This is a genomic window from Dickeya poaceiphila, from assembly GCF_007858975.2.
GTDB classification, from domain to species: Bacteria; Pseudomonadota; Gammaproteobacteria; order Enterobacterales; family Enterobacteriaceae; genus Dickeya; species Dickeya poaceiphila.
The window spans coordinates 24,552-41,678 of record NZ_CP042220.2 but is presented as its reverse complement, the minus strand read 5'-3'; the positions used below and the strand labels follow the sequence as shown (position 1 = coordinate 41,678).

The window sequence follows — 17,127 nt, the reverse complement described above, 5'->3', positions numbered from 1 at the left end:
ATAAGGAAAAACGTTCAGTCACGCATTTATTTTACCGACCGAATTCCGAACGATCAGCTCCGGAGTCAACACCAGTACATTATGTTCCGCATCTGGGTGTTCCAGCCGGTGAAGCAGGGTATCAATCGCCAGTTCGCCCAATTCACCTTTAGGCTGATGAATTGTCGTTAATGGTGGAGACAGGTAACGCGCCAGTTCGATATCGTCATAACCAACAACGGCCATATCGTCTGGTATGGATAACCCAGCCTCGTACAAAGCACGATAGACCCCTACTGCCATAGCATCATTACTGGTAAACACAGCATCAGGACGCTCCGGCAACGCCAGTAATTGCTGCATAGCACGAAAACCGGCTTCAAACTCGAAATCGCCAACCACCTCATAGCCTGGAAGAATAGACAACCCTGACCGATGCATCGCTTTACGATAGCCTTCCAGACGATTATGTGCGGTGGTTTTATCCTGTGGACCAGCGATACAAGCGATTTTGCGGTAACCCTGAGAAATCAGGTAGTGAGTAGCCATCTCACCGCCTTGCAGCGAATTATCTTTGATGACATCGCTATTACCTTCAAAAGGCGCCCAATCCATCATTACAACAGGAATAGAAGGGTAACGGCGAATAATATCGGGTGAAGGCATGTGGCTTTCAGTACACATCAGCAACAACCCATCCACCCGTTTTTGCAGCAATGTTTCCAGACTGCGACTCAAACGATGGTGATCACCTTCGGTATTACACAGAATCAGGCTGTAGCCTCTTTCGTAACAACAGCGTTCTACACCGCGTACAACTTCAGCATAAAACGGGTTGCTACTTGCCGTCAGCAACATACCGATGGTTCGAGTCTGGTTGATTTTAAGGCTACGCGCCAGAGCAGACGGCGCGTAGTTAAGCTGCTCAACCGCTTTCATTACCCGGTCACGAATCGCATCGCTGACATAGCGGTTATCGTTGATGACATGAGAAACCGTTGATGTGGATACCCCGGCCAGACGGGCCACGTCTTTCATCGTCGACAAGGATCACTCCTGTGTATTCAGGAAGGCATCTATCTCTTCACGCCAGGGAACTGAAGGCTGGGCACCATGCCGAGTCACTGCGATAGCTGCCGCTGCATGAGCGAATTTAACTGCAGCCTCCATGGGACGCGCCTCCAGCAAAGCCGTGACCAGCGCACCATTAAATGTATCGCCAGCAGCGATGGTATCGACCGCTTTTACGCGGAAACCGGGAATACGTTGCCCTTTGCCCTGTTCGCTCAACCAGACGCCACGGCTCCCCAGCGTAATCAGTACGGTCGAGATTCCCTTATCATGTAGTACCTGTGCGGCCCGTTGCGCATCATCTTCGGTTTCGACCGTCACACCGGTTAGGATATGAGCCTCAGTTTCATTCGGCGTGATCATATCCACCAGCGACAATAATTCATCAGGCAGTAAACAGGCTGGTGCCGGATTGAGGATAACTTTAGTACCACTGTCATGCGCCAGACGAGCAGCAGCCATCACCGTTTCCAGCGGTGATTCCAACTGCATCAACAACGCGGATGCGTCAACAATTTTCTGCTGATAACGATGCAGGTAATCAGGCGTCACAGCCGCATTGGCTCCCGCATGAATACCAATTATGTTTTCTGCTTCACCGTTAACGAAAATTAGCGCCACACCGGTAGTCTGGTCGGGAATCGCTTCGACAGCAGAAACATCGATTCGATCTCGGATCAATTGCTGACGAATACGCTCGCCGATATCATCCGCCCCAACACAAGCGATAAACTCGATATCAGCACCACTTCGCCCGGCAGCCACCGCCTGGTTGGCGCCTTTGCCGCCGAATGCCACACCATACTGTTTACCGATCACTGTTTCACCTGGGCGGGGAAACTGAGTCAGATTCAAAATATGGTCCGCATTGATACTTCCCAAGACTACCAGCTTGCCTGATTTCATTACCATGAACCCCGATGTTAATTACGCGCCACCCTGATGGATGGCGCAGTACTGCGCGTGCGGTATTACGCTTTGATGATGTTATTGTTTGGTAACCAGTTTCAGGTCAACAGGGATGACAGGCTGTACTTTTTCGCCTTTCAGAACCTTGTCAGCGGTTTCAACGCCGATAATACCGATCTGTTCAGGACGCTGGGCCACAGTAGCCGCCATTTTGCCGCTTTCTACCGCTTTCACGCCGTCAGCAGTGCCGTCAAATCCAACCACAAGGACATCGTCACGACCGGCTGTCTGCAGGGCACGCAGAGCACCCAGCGCCATTTCGTCGTTTTGAGCGAATACCGCTTTGACGTCAGCATGAGCAGTCAGCAGGTTCTGCATCACATTCAGACCTTTAGTACGGTCAAAATCAGCAGGCTGGCTCGCCAGCATGTTAAATTTATTTTTCTCGGCAGACTTCATGAAACCGGCGCCACGCTCACGGGCGGCAGACGTACCCGCCAGACCTTCCAGTTGGATCACTTTAGCGCCTTCACCCAGCTTTTTAGCGATGAAGTCGCCAGCAACCTTACCGCCGAAGGCGTTGTCGGATGCGACATGGCTAACGACTTCGCCGCTGGCAGCAACACGGTCCAGAGTGATAACCGGAATTTTAGCCTGATTAGCCAGTTTCACCGCATTGCCTACCGCGTTGGAGTCAGCCGGGTTGATCAACAGCAGCTTGGTACCGCGAACCGTCAGATCCTGCACATTAGAAAGTTCTTTAGCTGGGTTGTTCTGGGAATCAAGCACGACCAGGTCATAGCCCAGTTTGTTCGCTTCTTTCTGCGCGCCATCTTTGAGCGACACAAAGAACGGGTTATTCAGCGTGGAAACAACAAGAGCAATGGTATCCTTCGCCATCGCATTGGCACTGACAGTGGCACTCAACGCGACAGCGGAAACCAGAGTAGCAATCTTCTTCAAATTCATATTTCAATTCCTGTGTGAATGAAAAGTTATTTACTGCCTTTGTTCTCTACCAAAACCGCCAACAAAATAACCACTGCCTTGACGATCATCTGGTAGTAAGAAGAAACACCTAATAGGTTAAGCCCATTATTCAGAAACCCCAAAATCAAGGCGCCGATTAATGTTCCCACCACGCGTCCTTTACCACCTGACAAACTTGTGCCACCCAGCACCACCGCCGCAATGGCATCCAGCTCATAACCTGTCCCTGCCGTGGGTTGTGCTGAGGACAGGCGAGCCACTTCGATAATTCCCGCCAATGCCGACAACAAACCACACAACGAATAAACCACCACTTTCACTCGATCAACGTTGATACCGGAAAGACGAGTTGCCGCTTCATTGCCTCCCAGCGCATAGATGTAGCGACCAATGCGGGTATGGTGCAGCATGTACCAGGTTGCCAGAAATACCACCGCCATGATCCAGATTGGCGTAGGGATGCCCAGAGGGCGCCCAATGCCAAACCACCCTAACGCATCCGCCGCATCGGAAAAACCGGTATTGATCGGGCTACCGTTGGTATACACCATGGTCACGCCGCGTAGCAGCAGCATCATCACCAGCGTAGCAATAAACGCTTGCACCCGCCCTTTGGCAATCACAATGCCGGTACCGGCTCCAATAGCCGCACCCAGTGCCAGCGAGGCGAAGACTGCCACCAGCGCATTGATCTCCAACCCGACGATGGAAGCCGCTATGGCACCGGTCAGCGCCAGCAATGACCCTACCGACAAATCGATACCGGAGGTGAGGATCACCAGCGTCATTCCCACCGCCATGATGGCGTTCACCGAAGTCTGTTGCAGGATATTGAACAGGTTATTCAGGGTAAAAAAGTTGGGACTCATTGAAGACACCACAGCGATAAGAATCAGCAGGGCGATCAATGATTTTTGCTCCATCAGCCACTCTTTGCTGAACCAGCGCTTTGCTGTGATAGTTTGAGAACTCATGTCTGATTTACTCCTGCTTTACGCCGTATTGCTTACCAATGGCCGCAGCCATCAGTATTTCCTGTGTAGCCTGTTCAATCGGGAACTCGCCGCTTAGGCGTCCTTCGTGCATCACGATGATACGATCGCTCATCCCAAGCACTTCAGGCATTTCCGACGACACCAGAATGATGCTTAATCCTTCCTGCTTGAACTGGTTAATTAACTGATAGATTTCTTTTTTGGCACCCACATCCACACCGCGGGTCGGCTCATCCAGAATCAGCACCTTGGGACGTGTCATCAACCCGCGGGCGATTGCCACTTTCTGCTGATTACCACCAGATAACAACCCAATCGGCTGGGACATAGATGGCGTGCGAACATTGAACATGCGGATGAAGTCACTCACCGCCTGTTGTTCATCGCTGTGCCGCAACGACCCCGCAGCGTTGCTGAAATAGCGCAGTGCGGTCAGGGACATGTTTTCCTTCACCGACATGCCGAGTACCAGCCCGTCTCGCTTACGGTCTTCGGAGATATAGACAATCCCACTGGCAAGCCCATCTTGCGGACTGCGAGTCATCACATCGTTACCGTCCAGACTCACGCTGCCGTGGGTACGAGGTAATGCGCCATAAAGCACTTTCATCAATTCAGTGCGGCCAGCGCCCATTAACCCAGCGACTCCAAGAATCTCGCCCTTACGCAAGGTGAAACTGACGTTTTCCACCCCCGGCCCGGACAGTTCGCTGACTTGCAAACGTACTTCACCGGGCGCTTGATTAAGACGGGGATACTGATCTTCCAGCTTGCGTCCTACCATCATTTCAATCAGCGAATCTTCCTGTAATTCACTTACCGGGCGTTCACCGATGAACTGGCCGTCACGGAAAACCGTCACATCATCGCAAATTTCAAAAATTTCTTTCAGTCGGTGGGAAATATAGACAATACCGCAGCCCTGAGACTGCAATTCTTTAATAACGTTAAACAATGATGCAGTTTCGGTATCCGTCAATGCATCAGTGGGTTCATCCATAATGATGACCCTGGATTCAAAACTGAGTACCTTGGCGATTTCAACCATCTGCTGATCGCCAATCGACAATTCCCCTACCAGACGGCGGCTGTCATAACGAAGGTTCAACCGCTTGAGTAGTTTATCCGCCTCGGCATACATCCGTTTCCAGTCGATACGTCCTAAACGGTTGGTAAATTCGCGGCCAAGAAAAATATTTTCCGCAATAGTCAGTTGAGGAATCAGGTTAAGTTCCTGATGGATGATGCCGATTCCCGCTTCCTGAGAAGCTTTTGGGCCGCTGAAATCCACCTCTTTACCCAAAAAATGGATACTGCCGGCATCTTTGCGATAAATCCCCGTCAGTACCTTCATCATGGTGGATTTGCCGGCGCCGTTTTCTCCCACCAACGCCATCACCTTGCCCGGATAAACATTTAATACCGCACCAGACAGTGCCTTAACGCCGGGAAAGGTTTTAGTGATGCCTTGCAATTGCAGTAAAGGTTGCATCGCTACCTCAGAAGGTGACGCCAGCACAGAGGATCACATTCGCATAGGGAGAGCATTCTCCAGTACGAATAATGGCCCGGCTCCTGCCACTTTGCTTTTTGAAATCTTCGTGGCTGACGTAATGCAGTGAAATGGTATTTCCCTGGTGTTGTTCAAGTTGTGCTAATTGTTTCAGTAATGCGTCATGGAGTAGCGTATTTTTTTCAATAATTTCCTGAGCCAGGATCGCGGCTTCAACCTGCATTTCCGCCGTCACCACATCCAGCACCTGCAAAAAGCCAGGCACATTATGGGTCAAGGCTAAATCGATACGGGTTGTGGTTTCCGGAATCGGCAAACCGGCATCCGCAATCACAATCTGATCGGTATGTCCCAATTGGGAAATCACCGATGAGATATCGGAATTAAGTAACACGCCTTTTTTCATTTTTATTTACCCTGAGAGCGAAACGTTTCGCTTGTATAATAAGTGTAGAAAAAGAACCAGAGAAGGCAACGACTATCTTATGAAAATGTGATCATTATCGAAACGTTTCGTTGAAATGATAACACTTAGGTGATAAGCAAAAAGCGGGTGAGTTCCTGCACAATCTCACCCGCGTAATCTTCGTTAACATCAGGCGTCAGATTTCTACCTGAATACCCAGTTCGATCAATCGGTTTGGTGGAATTTCGAATTGGTCTGCCGCACGCAGCGCATTGCGGCTCAGCATCATGAACAATTTGCCGCGAATACGCAGATACCAGGCACGATTGCCCATCATCAGCGATTCGTTAGACAGGAAGAACGTGGTTTCCATCATCTGGCAGGTCAGCCCGTCTTGCCAGCACCGGTGAAATACCTCTTCCACATTAGGTGTTTCGCGCCAGCCATAACTGGCGACAACGCGCCAGAAAGTCGGAGAAAGCTGCTCCACTGAAACGCGCCGGGCGTTATGTACATAAGGCGCGTCTTCCGTTCTCATGGTCAGCAGTACTACTCGTTCATGTAATACTTTGTTGTGCTTGAGATTATGTAGCAACGCAAATGGAATCACATGGGTAGCACGCGAAAGATAGACTGCCGTACCTGTCACACGCACCGGAGGATTCTTCTCCAGTGAAGTGATCATCGCATCCAGCGAATTACCATGCTCGTGGATACGCCGCAACAGCCGGAAACGCTCGCTCTTCCAGGTAGTCATGATGGTGAACATCACCATCCCCAGCGCCAGCGGCAACCAGCCGCCGGAAATAATCTTCACCACGTTGGCCAGGAACATCGGCAAATCGATAGCAAGCAACGCGACCAGCAGCAACCAGACCAGATAGCGATACCAGTGCCAGTTTTTCAATGCCACCGTACAAGACAAAATGCTGGTAAGCACCATAGTCCCGGTTACCGCAATACCGTAAGCGGCGGCCAAATTACTGGAATGCTCAAAGCTGACAATGACGATAACTACCGCCACATACAACAACCAGTTAATCACCGGAATATAAATCTGCCCGGACTCCATATCTGAGGTATGCACGATACGCATTGGCGGCAAGTACCCCAAACGCACCGCCTGACGGGTCAGTGAAAATACGCCGGAAATCACCGCTTGAGACGCGATGATAGTGGCAAGCGTAGCCAACACCAGCAGTGGAATCAGCGCCCAATCCGGCGCCAGCAGGAAGAATGGGTTTTTAATCGCTTCCGGATCTTTGAGCAGCAATGCTCCCTGACCGAAGTAATTGAGCACCAGCGACGGCAACACCGCAGAAAACCAAGCGATACGAATAGGCAGTTTGCCAAAATGCCCCATGTCGGCATACAGCGCTTCCACCCCAGTGATTGCCAGCACCACTGCACCCAGCGCAAAGAAAGACACCGCTTTGTACTGCATGAAGAAGTTAATGGCCCATTTGGGATTCATCGCCTGCAGCACCTCAGGATTGGCAATAATGCTACGAGCGCCCAGCACGCCAAGCGATAAAAACCATAACATCATAATAGGCGCAAACAGGCTACCAACCCGACCGGTACCATGCTTCTGAATCATGAATAGCAGTGTCAGTACCACAATTGAGATGGGGACAATGTAGGTATCCAGCGATGGTGCGATAATATCCAGCCCTTCAATCGCCGACATCACTGAAATCGCCGGGGTGATCACCACTTCACCATAGAAGAAGCTGCCGCCGATTAATCCCATTATCACCACCAGGGCGGTAACCCTATCGGTGGTGTTACGACCAGCCAGTGACATCAACGTCAGGATACCACCTTCACCGGCGTTATCAGCGCGCATGACATAGCTCAGATACTTAAGAGACACGACCAGCACCAGCAGCCAGAATATCAGGGAGAGAAAGCCAAAGACGGAATCGGGTTCAACCCCAAAGCCAAATTGTCCGGAAAGACACTCCCTGAGTGTATAAAGCGGGCTGGTGCCAATGTCGCCATACACCACCCCGATGGCAGCCAGCGTAACCGCTGGAAGTGAACGTTTATGTTCTGAATTCATAAACCTTGTCTTCTGTTATCAATTCATTAACAAATCGGGCCTTATTCTGGTTGGAGTAGCCCTAAAACGCACAGTATGCACAAATCACGTTAAAAGCCCATTTTTTAATACTACCTTCATTCTGATTTAGTGCAGGTGTCTTATGTTGGTTGACACCAATAGTGGTGAAAATAATTAATGTATAGCTAATCAAGAAAACGTAATCTTCCCGGAGTTTTTACACACTTAGCTTTTGCACACTTCCCGACGACGGCGATTTACAGCAACGACGGACTTATTATGATACAACCCACAGCGCTGGCAGACCGTATCTCTCGCCTGAGCCATGCTCTCGAACACGGTCTTTATGAACGGCAACATGCCATCCGACTCTGCCTGCTGGCGGCGCTCAGCGGTGAGAGCGTTTTCTTGCTAGGCCCACCGGGAATCGCCAAGAGTCTGATTGCTCGCCGTCTGAAATACGCGTTCAGACATGCGCGCGCTTTTGAATACCTGATGACCCGCTTTTCAACGCCGGAAGAGGTCTTTGGTCCACTATCTATTCAGGCGCTGAAAGACGAAGGTCGTTACCAGCGCCTGACGACTGGCTACCTACCGGAAGCTGAAATTGTATTTCTCGATGAGATCTGGAAAGCCGGTCCAGCTATCCTCAATACTCTGCTGACAGCCATCAATGAGCGGCGTTTTCGCAACGGCAACAGCGAAGAACCTATCCCGATGCGACTGCTAGTCACCGCTTCCAACGAACTGCCGGAAGCCGATAGCAGTCTGGAAGCGTTGTATGATCGTATGCTGATTCGCTTGTGGCTCGACCGGGTGCAGGATAAGCACAATTTCCGCGCCATGCTCACTGCGTCTCCTGCTGAGCAGGACAACCTGATAAGCCCGGCATTAAGCGTCAGCGACGAAGAATACCAACAGTGGCAGTCTCAAATCGATCACATACCGCTACCGGAAAATTGCTTCGAGCTGATTTATCAGTTGCGCCAGCGCCTGGATACACATGAAGGCTCGTTATACGTTTCTGATCGCCGCTGGAAAAAATCCATCCGCCTGTTACAAGCCAGCGCCTTTTTCAGCGGACGAGAAGCGATTACCCCAGTTGATCTGATCCTACTTAAGGACTGCTTGTGGCATGACCTTGCCTCTCATGACCTGGTTGAGCAGCAATTACAGCAGTTGATGAGCGAACAAGCCTATCAACAACGCACGCTCTTATTCCGGTTGCAGCAATTGAATGTGAAACGCCAGCAATACCAGCAACAACAGAGTGAGCAACAGGCTTTCAAAGTCGAACGTCAGGTTACGTTTTTCGGTCGAAAACCGCATTACACACTGCCTGAAAGTCCAGCCACTGCCGAAATAACGCTAATACTGCAAAAACCATTGCTGCTTAACGATTACACCGTGACACACGTGGTGCTCGAACGCGAAGCACTGGCAGGCTGGCTGCAAAAAGGCGGCGAAATACGCGGCAAACTCAACGGCGTCGGCTTTAGTCAACATCTGGATATGGAAGTGGATGAGCGCCAGAACCTGCTCATCCGCGATATCAGCTTGCAAAGCACGGTATTATCTCTGCCCGGCGTCATAAAAGGCGAATTACCGGAAGAGATACTTAAAGAATATGAAACGCTAAAAATTCAGTTACGTGAACAACGTAGACTGTTTGAGCGCCACCAGCCTTGTTTGTTTGTGCCCAAAGAATGGCTCGCCAGGATTGAAGAAAGCCTACAGCAAGTCGATGAACAAATAGAACAGTCACAACGGGAGTAACGATCATGCTGACGCTGGAATCCCTGGAAATGCTGTTGTCTATCGACGAAAACGAGCTGCTGGATGATGTGGTTGTTACCCTCATGGCGGCGCCTCAGTTGGTGATGTTCTTCGACAAATACCCGCGCCTGAAAAACGCCATTATGCGCGATTTACCAGAGTGGAAAGAAAACCTTCGGCAACGGCTGCGCAATACCCAGGCTCCTCCTGAGCTGGAAAAAGAGTTCACTTGCTATCAGCAGACCCAGTTGGTCAGCGATAACACGTTTCAGTCCAGCCTGCCAGAGATTATGTCCACCCTGCATAATGTGGATTCGCCTTTTCTAAGCCAGGCGGAAAAACTGCTCCATCCATCATCATATTCGTCAGAGCATCGTATCAGCAGCAGCCAATATAGCTTGTTTATGCAGCGCTGGCGCTTCAGCCTGACGTTACAGACTATGAATCTGCATCAGCAAATCATGGAACAAGAGCGGGAACAGTTGCTGGACGAGATCCAAAAGCGCCTGACAATAAGCGGCGCGCTTGAACCCATTCTGGCCGATAACGATACCGCCGCGGGAAGGCTGTGGGATCTCAGTGCCAGCAAACGGATGAAACAACCGCTCCACGCGTTACTGGAAACGGGCGCTTTTTTACAAAAACAGCCGGAATTGCAGCACCTGGCAGAACGTTTGGGCCGCAGTCGTGAGACCAAATCGGTAATCAGTCATGATGCGCCCAAGGAAGCGTTTCAGATCATGGTACGCGAACCTGCGTTTGCGCCGGAACAGGTCAGCGGCATTCATCAAAGTGACGATATTCTGCGGTTGCTGCCTACAGAGCTTTCTACCATCGGCATCAGTGAGCTGGAGTTTGAGTTTTACCGCCGTTTATCGGAACACCGGTTACTGACTTACCGGCTGCAAGGGGAGAACTGGCGTGAAAAAACACTCGAACGGCCAGTCGCTCATCAGCATAACGAGCAACAACCACGCGGGCCGTTTATCGTTTGTGTGGATACGTCAGGTTCAATGGGGGGATTTAACGAACGCTGTGCTAAAGCCTTCTGTCTGGCACTGATGCGGATTGCGCTGGCAGATAACCGTCGCTGTTATATTATGCTGTTTTCCACGGGTATCGTCAGCTACGACCTTACTTCAGAAAACGGCCTGGAAGACGCTATTCGTTTTCTCAGTCAGACCTTCCGGGGCGGCACCGATCTTGGTAGTTGCTTGTCCGCACTACTTGAAAAAATGGATAGCGCATCCTGGCAAGATGCCGATGCCGTCATTATTTCAGACTTTATCGCCCAGCGTTTGCCAGACGAACTGGTCAGCGAAGTCAAACGCCGCCAGCACCGGTTGCAGCATCGTTTCCATGCAGTCGCTATGTCGGCTCATGGCAAGCCTGGCATTCTGCGTATTTTCGATCATATCTGGCGTTTTGATACCGGGATTAAAAGCCGCCTGCTGCGTCACTTTCAGCATGAAAGAGCGTGAAAATCCAAACCATCAACTCTTCTTATATCGCTTCCCTGAACAACCTGCCGGTTTAGCCGTTGATTCATCCGGCAATAATCAGTAAAACGCTTCAGACAGTCTTTACGGAGCATCACTATGGCAGCAGACACCTACACAATGGATGAACTTGATCGCGGTATCCTCAATGCGCTGATGGAGAATGCCCGCGCTCCTTACGCCGAACTGGCCAAACAGTTTACGGTTAGCCCCGGCACAATCCATGTCCGGGTGGAAAAGATGAAGCAGGCAGGAATCATTGTAGGAACGCGGCTGGACGTAAACCCCAAGCAGTTGGGCTATGACGTCTGCTGTTTCATCGGCATCATTCTGAAAAGCGCCAAGGACTATCCGTCTGCGTTGGAGAAGCTCAACAATCTGGAGGAAGTGGTAGAAGCCTACTACACCACCGGGCACTACAGCATCTTCATCAAGGTAATGTGTCGTTCTATCGACGCACTGCAACATGTACTTATCAACAAGATTCAGACAATTGATGAAATTCAGTCCACTGAAACCTTGATCTCCCTGCAAAACCCGATTATGCGCACTATTGTGCCCTGAAGCTTTTTTACTATCCCCCTATTATCCACAGGTAGATCCCACCAAGATCACAGCGTACAATGTGCCGTCATTCAATCGGGCGGGATCACGCATGTCAGACATTACCCTCATCAGCGGCAGCACGCTTGGTAGCGCCGAGTACGTTACCGAACATCTGGAATCGTTGCTGCAACAGGATGATTTCACCACCACACTACTGCATGGCCCGGAACTCGATGAGGTTTCGCCTGAAAATGTGTGGCTGGTAGTCACCTCTACCCATGGTGCGGGCGATCTGCCAGATAACCTGCAACCGTTTTATGACGATCTGCAAGCGAAACGGCCTGATTTGTCTGCAATTCGTTATGGTGCGATCGGGATCGGCAGCAGCGAATATGACACCTTCTGTGGTGCGATCGTTAAACTGGATCAGCTATTACAGGAGCTGGGGGCACATCGGATCGGCGATATGCTGAAGATCGACATTACCCAGCATGACATTCCGGAAGATCCGGCTGAGGTCTGGCTGGGATCATGGATAAAATTACTCAAATAATATTATTTTTTTACCAGCGTCTGTGGATAAATAGCTTGAAATGCCGGGTAAAACCCGTAGTTATCCAGATAACAACCGCAGATGCTTTTTTGTGCTGTGCATAATTACCCTTTCAGATCCCAGCTAATACAGACTGGGATCACCGATCATTCACAGCTAATGATCGACAACAACCTATTGATCTTCTTTTATGATCCCGACTTATCCACAACACATCAGGATCCTAATAAGAGATCTAATAAAGAGATCTTTAAATAAAAAAGATCTTTCTTTAACTACCCGACGATCCAACAGACTTGGTCGGCGGCACAAACTTAAGTAGAATCCCCCACCCCAGGGCAAGTAACGATCATTCGCAACCACGCGAGGTGTAGCACCATGTTTTATCCGGATCCTTTTGACGTCATCGTGATCGGTGGCGGCCATGCAGGCACTGAAGCCGCTATGGCAGCTGCTCGCATGGGACGTCAAACCCTCTTACTGACGCACAACATTGATACGCTGGGACAGATGTCCTGTAACCCAGCAATCGGCGGTATTGGGAAAGGTCATCTGGTAAAAGAGATCGATGCGATGGGTGGTCTGATGGCGCGCGCCATCGACAGCGGCGGCATTCAGTTTAGGATACTAAACTCCAGTAAGGGTCCAGCGGTACGCGCCACGCGAGCACAGGCAGATAGAGTGCTTTACCGTCAGGCAGTGCGCACCGCATTGGAGAATCAACCCAATCTGACACTCTTCCAACAGGCAGTAGAGGATCTGATTGTAGAAAATGATCGTGTGGTCGGCGCCGTTACCCAAATGGGGCTTAAATTCCGTGCTAAAGCGGTGGTGCTAACGGTTGGTACCTTCCTGGATGGTAAGATCCATATTGGGCTGGATAACTACAGTGGTGGGCGAGCTGGTGATCCGCCTTCGATAGCATTGTCACACCGTTTGCGCGAACTGCCGCTCCGCGTCGGGCGTTTGAAAACCGGTACGCCACCGCGCATTGACGCCCGCACCATCGATTTCAGTGTACTGACGCCACAACATGGCGACGACCCTATGCCGGTCTTTTCCTTCCTGGGGAAGGCCAGCGAACATCCGGCACAGATGCCGTGTTACATCACTCACACCAATGAACATACTCACGATGTCATTCGTAGCAATCTGGATCGTAGCCCGATGTACGCCGGTGTTATCGAAGGGATTGGGCCACGTTACTGCCCCTCTATCGAAGACAAAGTGATGCGGTTTGCTGATCGCAATGCGCACCAAATTTTCCTTGAACCGGAAGGGCTGACCAGCAACGAAATCTACCCGAACGGTATCTCCACCAGTCTGCCGTTCGACGTGCAGTGGCAAATCGTTCGTTCAATGGACGGTATGCAAAACGCGCGTATCGTTCGCCCCGGTTATGCCATCGAGTATGACTATTTCGATCCGCGCGACTTGAAACCGACGTTGGAAAGTAAGTTCATCCAGAATCTGTTTTTTGCTGGCCAAATCAACGGTACCACCGGTTACGAAGAAGCTGCTGCACAGGGGATGTTGGCGGGGCTGAATGCCGCTCGTCTGGCGTTTGAGCAGGAAGGTTGGACACCACGCCGTGATCAAGCCTACATCGGCGTGCTGGTGGATGATCTCTGTACGCTGGGGACGAAAGAACCTTACCGTATGTTTACTTCTCGTGCCGAATACCGTCTGATGCTGCGTGAGGATAATGCCGACTTGCGTTTGACCGAAATTGGTCGTGCGTTGGGCATGGTTGATGATGAGCGCTGGGCGCGCTTTAACGAGAAGCTGGAGAATATCGAGAAAGAGCGCCAACGCTTGCGCGATGTGCTGGTTCATCCACACACTGAAGGTGTTGAACAGATTAACAGCCTATTGAAATCGCCGCTATCGCGTGAAGCCAATGGTGAGGATCTGTTAAGACGCCCGGAAATGGATTATGCGCAACTGACCGGATTACCGATGTTCGCGCCAGCCTTGAGTGACGCACAGGCTGCCGAGCAGGTGGAAATCCAGGTTAAATACGAAGGTTATATTGCTCGTCAGCAGGATGAGATCGAAAAGCAACTGCGTAACGAGAACACGCAACTACCGGCGGATCTGGATTACCGGCAGGTCAGCGGCCTGTCGAACGAGGTGATCGCCAAACTCAATGATCACAAACCGGGGTCTATTGGTCAGGCTTCTCGTATTTCCGGCATCACACCGGCGGCCATCTCAATTCTGCTGGTCTGGCTGAAAAAACAAGGTATGCTGCGCCGCAGCGCTTAACAAAGACCACTCGCTTATGTTGACGCATGGCCGCTTTCTGCGGCCATGTTGTCTTTACTGACGACAGGATTCATTCGTGCTCAATACATTCAACAATCTGCTGCAGCGTGCTGGAATGACGCTGACCGATCAGCAGAAAAGCCAGTTGCTTCAGTATGTCGCTTTACTTCACAAATGGAATAAAGCTTATAACCTGACATCAGTGCGTGAGCCAGAACAGATGCTGGTCCGGCATATCATGGACAGTCTGGTGGTTGAGGCGCATCTGGTCGGAAACCGTTTCATCGATGTGGGTACCGGTCCTGGTTTGCCCGGCATACCGTTGGCAATAGTTCGCCCTGATGCGCATTTTGTTCTGCTGGATAGTCTGGGAAAACGGGTGCGTTTCCTGCGTCAGGTTCAGCATGAGCTGCATCTGGGTAATATCGAACCTGTGCAGAGCCGGGTGGAGGATTTTCCTGCTGAGCCGCCATTTGATGGTGTGATTAGTCGAGCCTTTGCATCATTGCAAGATATGGTGAACTGGTGCCATCACTTGCCATCTCGTCCGCAAGGGCGATTCTATGCCCTTAAAGGCATTGTGCCGCATGAAGAAATGGGATTACTGACGCACGGCGTTACGGTCGAGAAAGTCGTTCCTCTGTCGGTTCCAGAACTGGAAGGAGAACGTCATTTGGTGGTGCTTAAACCCAACTAACTTTGTCATTTATCAAAAAAATCATGAATAGTTGTAAACTCCTCCGACTGATAGATCAAAGTGAAATAATGTCATTGGTAACATTTTTCGTTCACCTAACTTTTACAACTTCGCTGTATAACCTTTCAGTTTCGGTGGAAAAAGACGCTCTTCGCAAAATATTTTCATAATTCTACAGGGGTTTTGATAACGATTTTGTGTTAAAAACATGAGAAAAAAATATCCTGCTTGTCAATAGATGGTTTTGAGGTTGTATTGGTGTCTTTTTGTGAATATTGATTTTTAAGTTATTGAAATTAAAAAATATAAATGCCTTTTTTGGTTGAAGGTAAAAAAAAATCAAATCAGGTATAAAAGCATTAGTTCAATTTTATGTGAGAAATATCACACATTGCCTGCACCAGATGCGCCAGAACTCTAAAATGGACTTTAAGGATAGTTGGTAAAAATAAGGCTTCGGAAATAAATTTAAATAATCGTTCACCTTTTTGCTACTTATCGATTGAATTCGCATGGATGACCCGTATAATTTGCTCGTTTTTCGCTGCTTGACTCGGTACTGCAAAGGCAGTTTTATACGGTCATTCAGCATACCTCTGAAAAGGTACGGAGAATCATCATGTCTGTATCCCTTTACAGTGGGAAAATCGCCCGATTATCGCTGTTATTGCAGCTGGTGGTGATTCTTGTTGCCAGCGTGGTGTTTGGCGTCGGTAGTGTTAGCGTTGGCGCTTCTGCACTGGCTGGCGGGTTGGCAGCCTGGCTGCCAAACATGGTGTTCATACTTTTTGCCGTGCGGCATCAGGCAGACAAGCCACCGGAAGGTCAGGTAGCCTGGTCTTTTGCCGTTGGGGAAGCGTTGAAAATGCTCTTCACCATCGTGCTGTTGGTGGTGGCGTTAGGTGTATTCCATGCGGCATTTTTTCCGCTTGGCCTGACGTACTTGGTGGTGCTGATCACGCAGATCGTGGCACCAGCTGTAATTAACCGTTACCGTAGTTAACAACAAAAGGGTAAGAGACATCATGTCTGCATCTACTCCGCAAGAGTATATCGGTCACCACTTGACCCATTTGCAGGTGGGTTCGGGATTCTGGTCGATTAACGTCGACTCGATGTTTTTCTCCGTGGTTCTTGGCGTACTCTTTCTGGCTATCTTCCGCAAGGTCGCCAGGACCGCAACCAGCGGCGTACCGGGTAAACTGCAAACAGCGGTTGAACTGGTGGTGGGATTTGTCGATGGCAGTGTTCGCGACATGTTCCACGGGAAGAGCAAACTTATCGCACCATTGGCGTTGACCGTTTTCGTTTGGGTCTTCCTGATGAACCTGATGGATTTGTTGCCTATCGATTTGTTACCGCAAATCTGGGCGCATATCTATAGTGCTCTCGGTCATGACCCTGCCCATGCTTATCTGCGTGTGGTACCTTCCGCTGACGTAAACGTTACGCTGTCCATGGCGCTTGGCGTATTCATTCTGATTCTGTTCTACAGCATCAAGATGAAAGGTGTAGGTGGGTTCGTTAAAGAACTGACCATGCAGCCGTTCAATCACCCCGTGTTTATTCCCATCAACCTGATTCTTGAAGGGGTGAGCCTGCTGTCCAAACCGGTATCTCTTGGTTTGCGACTGTTTGGAAACATGTATGCGGGTGAGTTGATTTTCATCCTTATTGCAGGCTTGTTGCCGTGGTGGTCACAGTGGATTCTGAATGTGCCTTGGGCCATTTTCCACATTCTGATTATCACGCTGCAGGCTTTTATCTTTATGGTTCTGACGGTTGTTTATCTTTCGATGGCATCTGAAGAGCATTAATTTTTCACAACACTACAACGTTTTAACTGAAACAAACTGGAGA

General features: G+C 50.1%; 15 protein-coding genes. 8 read left to right on the top strand and 7 right to left on the bottom strand.

Annotation, left to right across the window (positions count from 1 at the left end; translation table 11 throughout):
- Positions 1–18: 18 nt before the first annotated feature.
- From rbsR to kup, 7 genes are all read right to left on the bottom strand, one after another.
- The gene (gene rbsR / locus Dpoa569_RS00175) at positions 19–1,026 is read right to left on the bottom strand and encodes a ribose operon transcriptional repressor RbsR (protein WP_201765201.1); all 1,008 of its coding nucleotides are present in this window, start codon (positions 1,024–1,026) and stop codon (positions 19–21) included.
- A gap of 3 nt (positions 1,027–1,029) precedes the next feature.
- On the bottom strand, positions 1,030–1,956 hold the full coding sequence (gene rbsK, locus Dpoa569_RS00170) for a ribokinase (RefSeq protein ID WP_042867509.1): 927 nt from the start codon (positions 1,954–1,956) through the stop codon (positions 1,030–1,032).
- Positions 1,957–2,037: 81 nt separating this feature from the next.
- The gene (rbsB, locus tag Dpoa569_RS00165) at positions 2,038–2,928 is read right to left on the bottom strand and encodes a ribose ABC transporter substrate-binding protein RbsB (RefSeq protein WP_042867506.1); all 891 of its coding nucleotides are present in this window, start codon (positions 2,926–2,928) and stop codon (positions 2,038–2,040) included.
- 26 nt (positions 2,929–2,954) lie between these two features.
- Positions 2,955–3,923 (bottom strand): ribose ABC transporter permease, encoded by a 969-nt coding sequence (gene rbsC, locus Dpoa569_RS00160; RefSeq protein ID WP_042867505.1) that lies wholly within the window; start codon positions 3,921–3,923, stop codon positions 2,955–2,957.
- A gap of 7 nt (positions 3,924–3,930) precedes the next feature.
- Entirely contained in the window at positions 3,931–5,436 is a 1,506-nt protein-coding gene (rbsA, locus tag Dpoa569_RS00155) for a ribose ABC transporter ATP-binding protein RbsA (RefSeq protein WP_042867504.1), read from the bottom strand.
- Between the two features lie 7 nt (positions 5,437–5,443).
- Positions 5,444–5,863, bottom strand: a complete 420-nt coding sequence (gene rbsD, locus Dpoa569_RS00150) for a D-ribose pyranase (RefSeq protein ID WP_042867503.1) — start codon at positions 5,861–5,863, stop codon at positions 5,444–5,446.
- A 196-nt stretch (positions 5,864–6,059) separates the two neighbouring features.
- Positions 6,060–7,928, bottom strand: a complete 1,869-nt coding sequence (gene kup / locus Dpoa569_RS00145; protein WP_042867501.1) for a low affinity potassium transporter Kup — start codon at positions 7,926–7,928, stop codon at positions 6,060–6,062.
- Between the two features lie 279 nt (positions 7,929–8,207).
- Between kup and ravA the strand changes: the two genes are divergently transcribed.
- The 8 genes from ravA (at position 8,208) to atpB (ending at position 17,084) form a co-directional block, all read left to right on the top strand.
- A complete protein-coding gene (ravA, locus tag Dpoa569_RS00140; RefSeq protein WP_042867499.1) occupies positions 8,208–9,704 on the top strand; it encodes an ATPase RavA in 1,497 nt (498 codons plus the stop codon).
- A 5-nt stretch (positions 9,705–9,709) separates the two neighbouring features.
- Positions 9,710–11,185 (top strand): ATPase RavA stimulator ViaA, encoded by a 1,476-nt coding sequence (gene viaA / locus Dpoa569_RS00135; RefSeq protein WP_042867496.1) that lies wholly within the window; start codon positions 9,710–9,712, stop codon positions 11,183–11,185.
- A gap of 117 nt (positions 11,186–11,302) precedes the next feature.
- Positions 11,303–11,767: a transcriptional regulator AsnC gene (asnC, locus tag Dpoa569_RS00130; protein ID WP_042867494.1), complete on the top strand. Its 465-nt coding sequence runs from the start codon at positions 11,303–11,305 to the stop codon at positions 11,765–11,767.
- Positions 11,768–11,858: 91 nt separating this feature from the next.
- The gene (mioC, locus tag Dpoa569_RS00125; protein ID WP_042867492.1) at positions 11,859–12,302 is read left to right on the top strand and encodes an FMN-binding protein MioC; all 444 of its coding nucleotides are present in this window, start codon (positions 11,859–11,861) and stop codon (positions 12,300–12,302) included.
- Positions 12,303–12,680: 378 nt separating this feature from the next.
- Positions 12,681–14,570 carry a tRNA uridine-5-carboxymethylaminomethyl(34) synthesis enzyme MnmG gene (mnmG, locus tag Dpoa569_RS00120; RefSeq protein WP_042873701.1) on the top strand — a complete coding sequence of 630 codons (1,890 nt, stop codon included), beginning with the start codon at positions 12,681–12,683 and terminating at the stop codon, positions 14,568–14,570.
- 76 nt (positions 14,571–14,646) lie between these two features.
- Complete coding sequence (rsmG, locus tag Dpoa569_RS00115; RefSeq protein WP_042873699.1) at positions 14,647–15,267, top strand: 16S rRNA (guanine(527)-N(7))-methyltransferase RsmG; 621 nt, start codon at positions 14,647–14,649, stop codon at positions 15,265–15,267.
- 619 nt (positions 15,268–15,886) lie between these two features.
- Complete coding sequence (atpI, locus tag Dpoa569_RS00110) at positions 15,887–16,270, top strand: F0F1 ATP synthase subunit I (protein ID WP_042873698.1); 384 nt, start codon at positions 15,887–15,889, stop codon at positions 16,268–16,270.
- A 22-nt stretch (positions 16,271–16,292) separates the two neighbouring features.
- On the top strand, positions 16,293–17,084 hold the full coding sequence (gene atpB / locus Dpoa569_RS00105; protein WP_042873697.1) for a F0F1 ATP synthase subunit A: 792 nt from the start codon (positions 16,293–16,295) through the stop codon (positions 17,082–17,084).
- Positions 17,085–17,127: the final 43 nt, after the last annotated feature.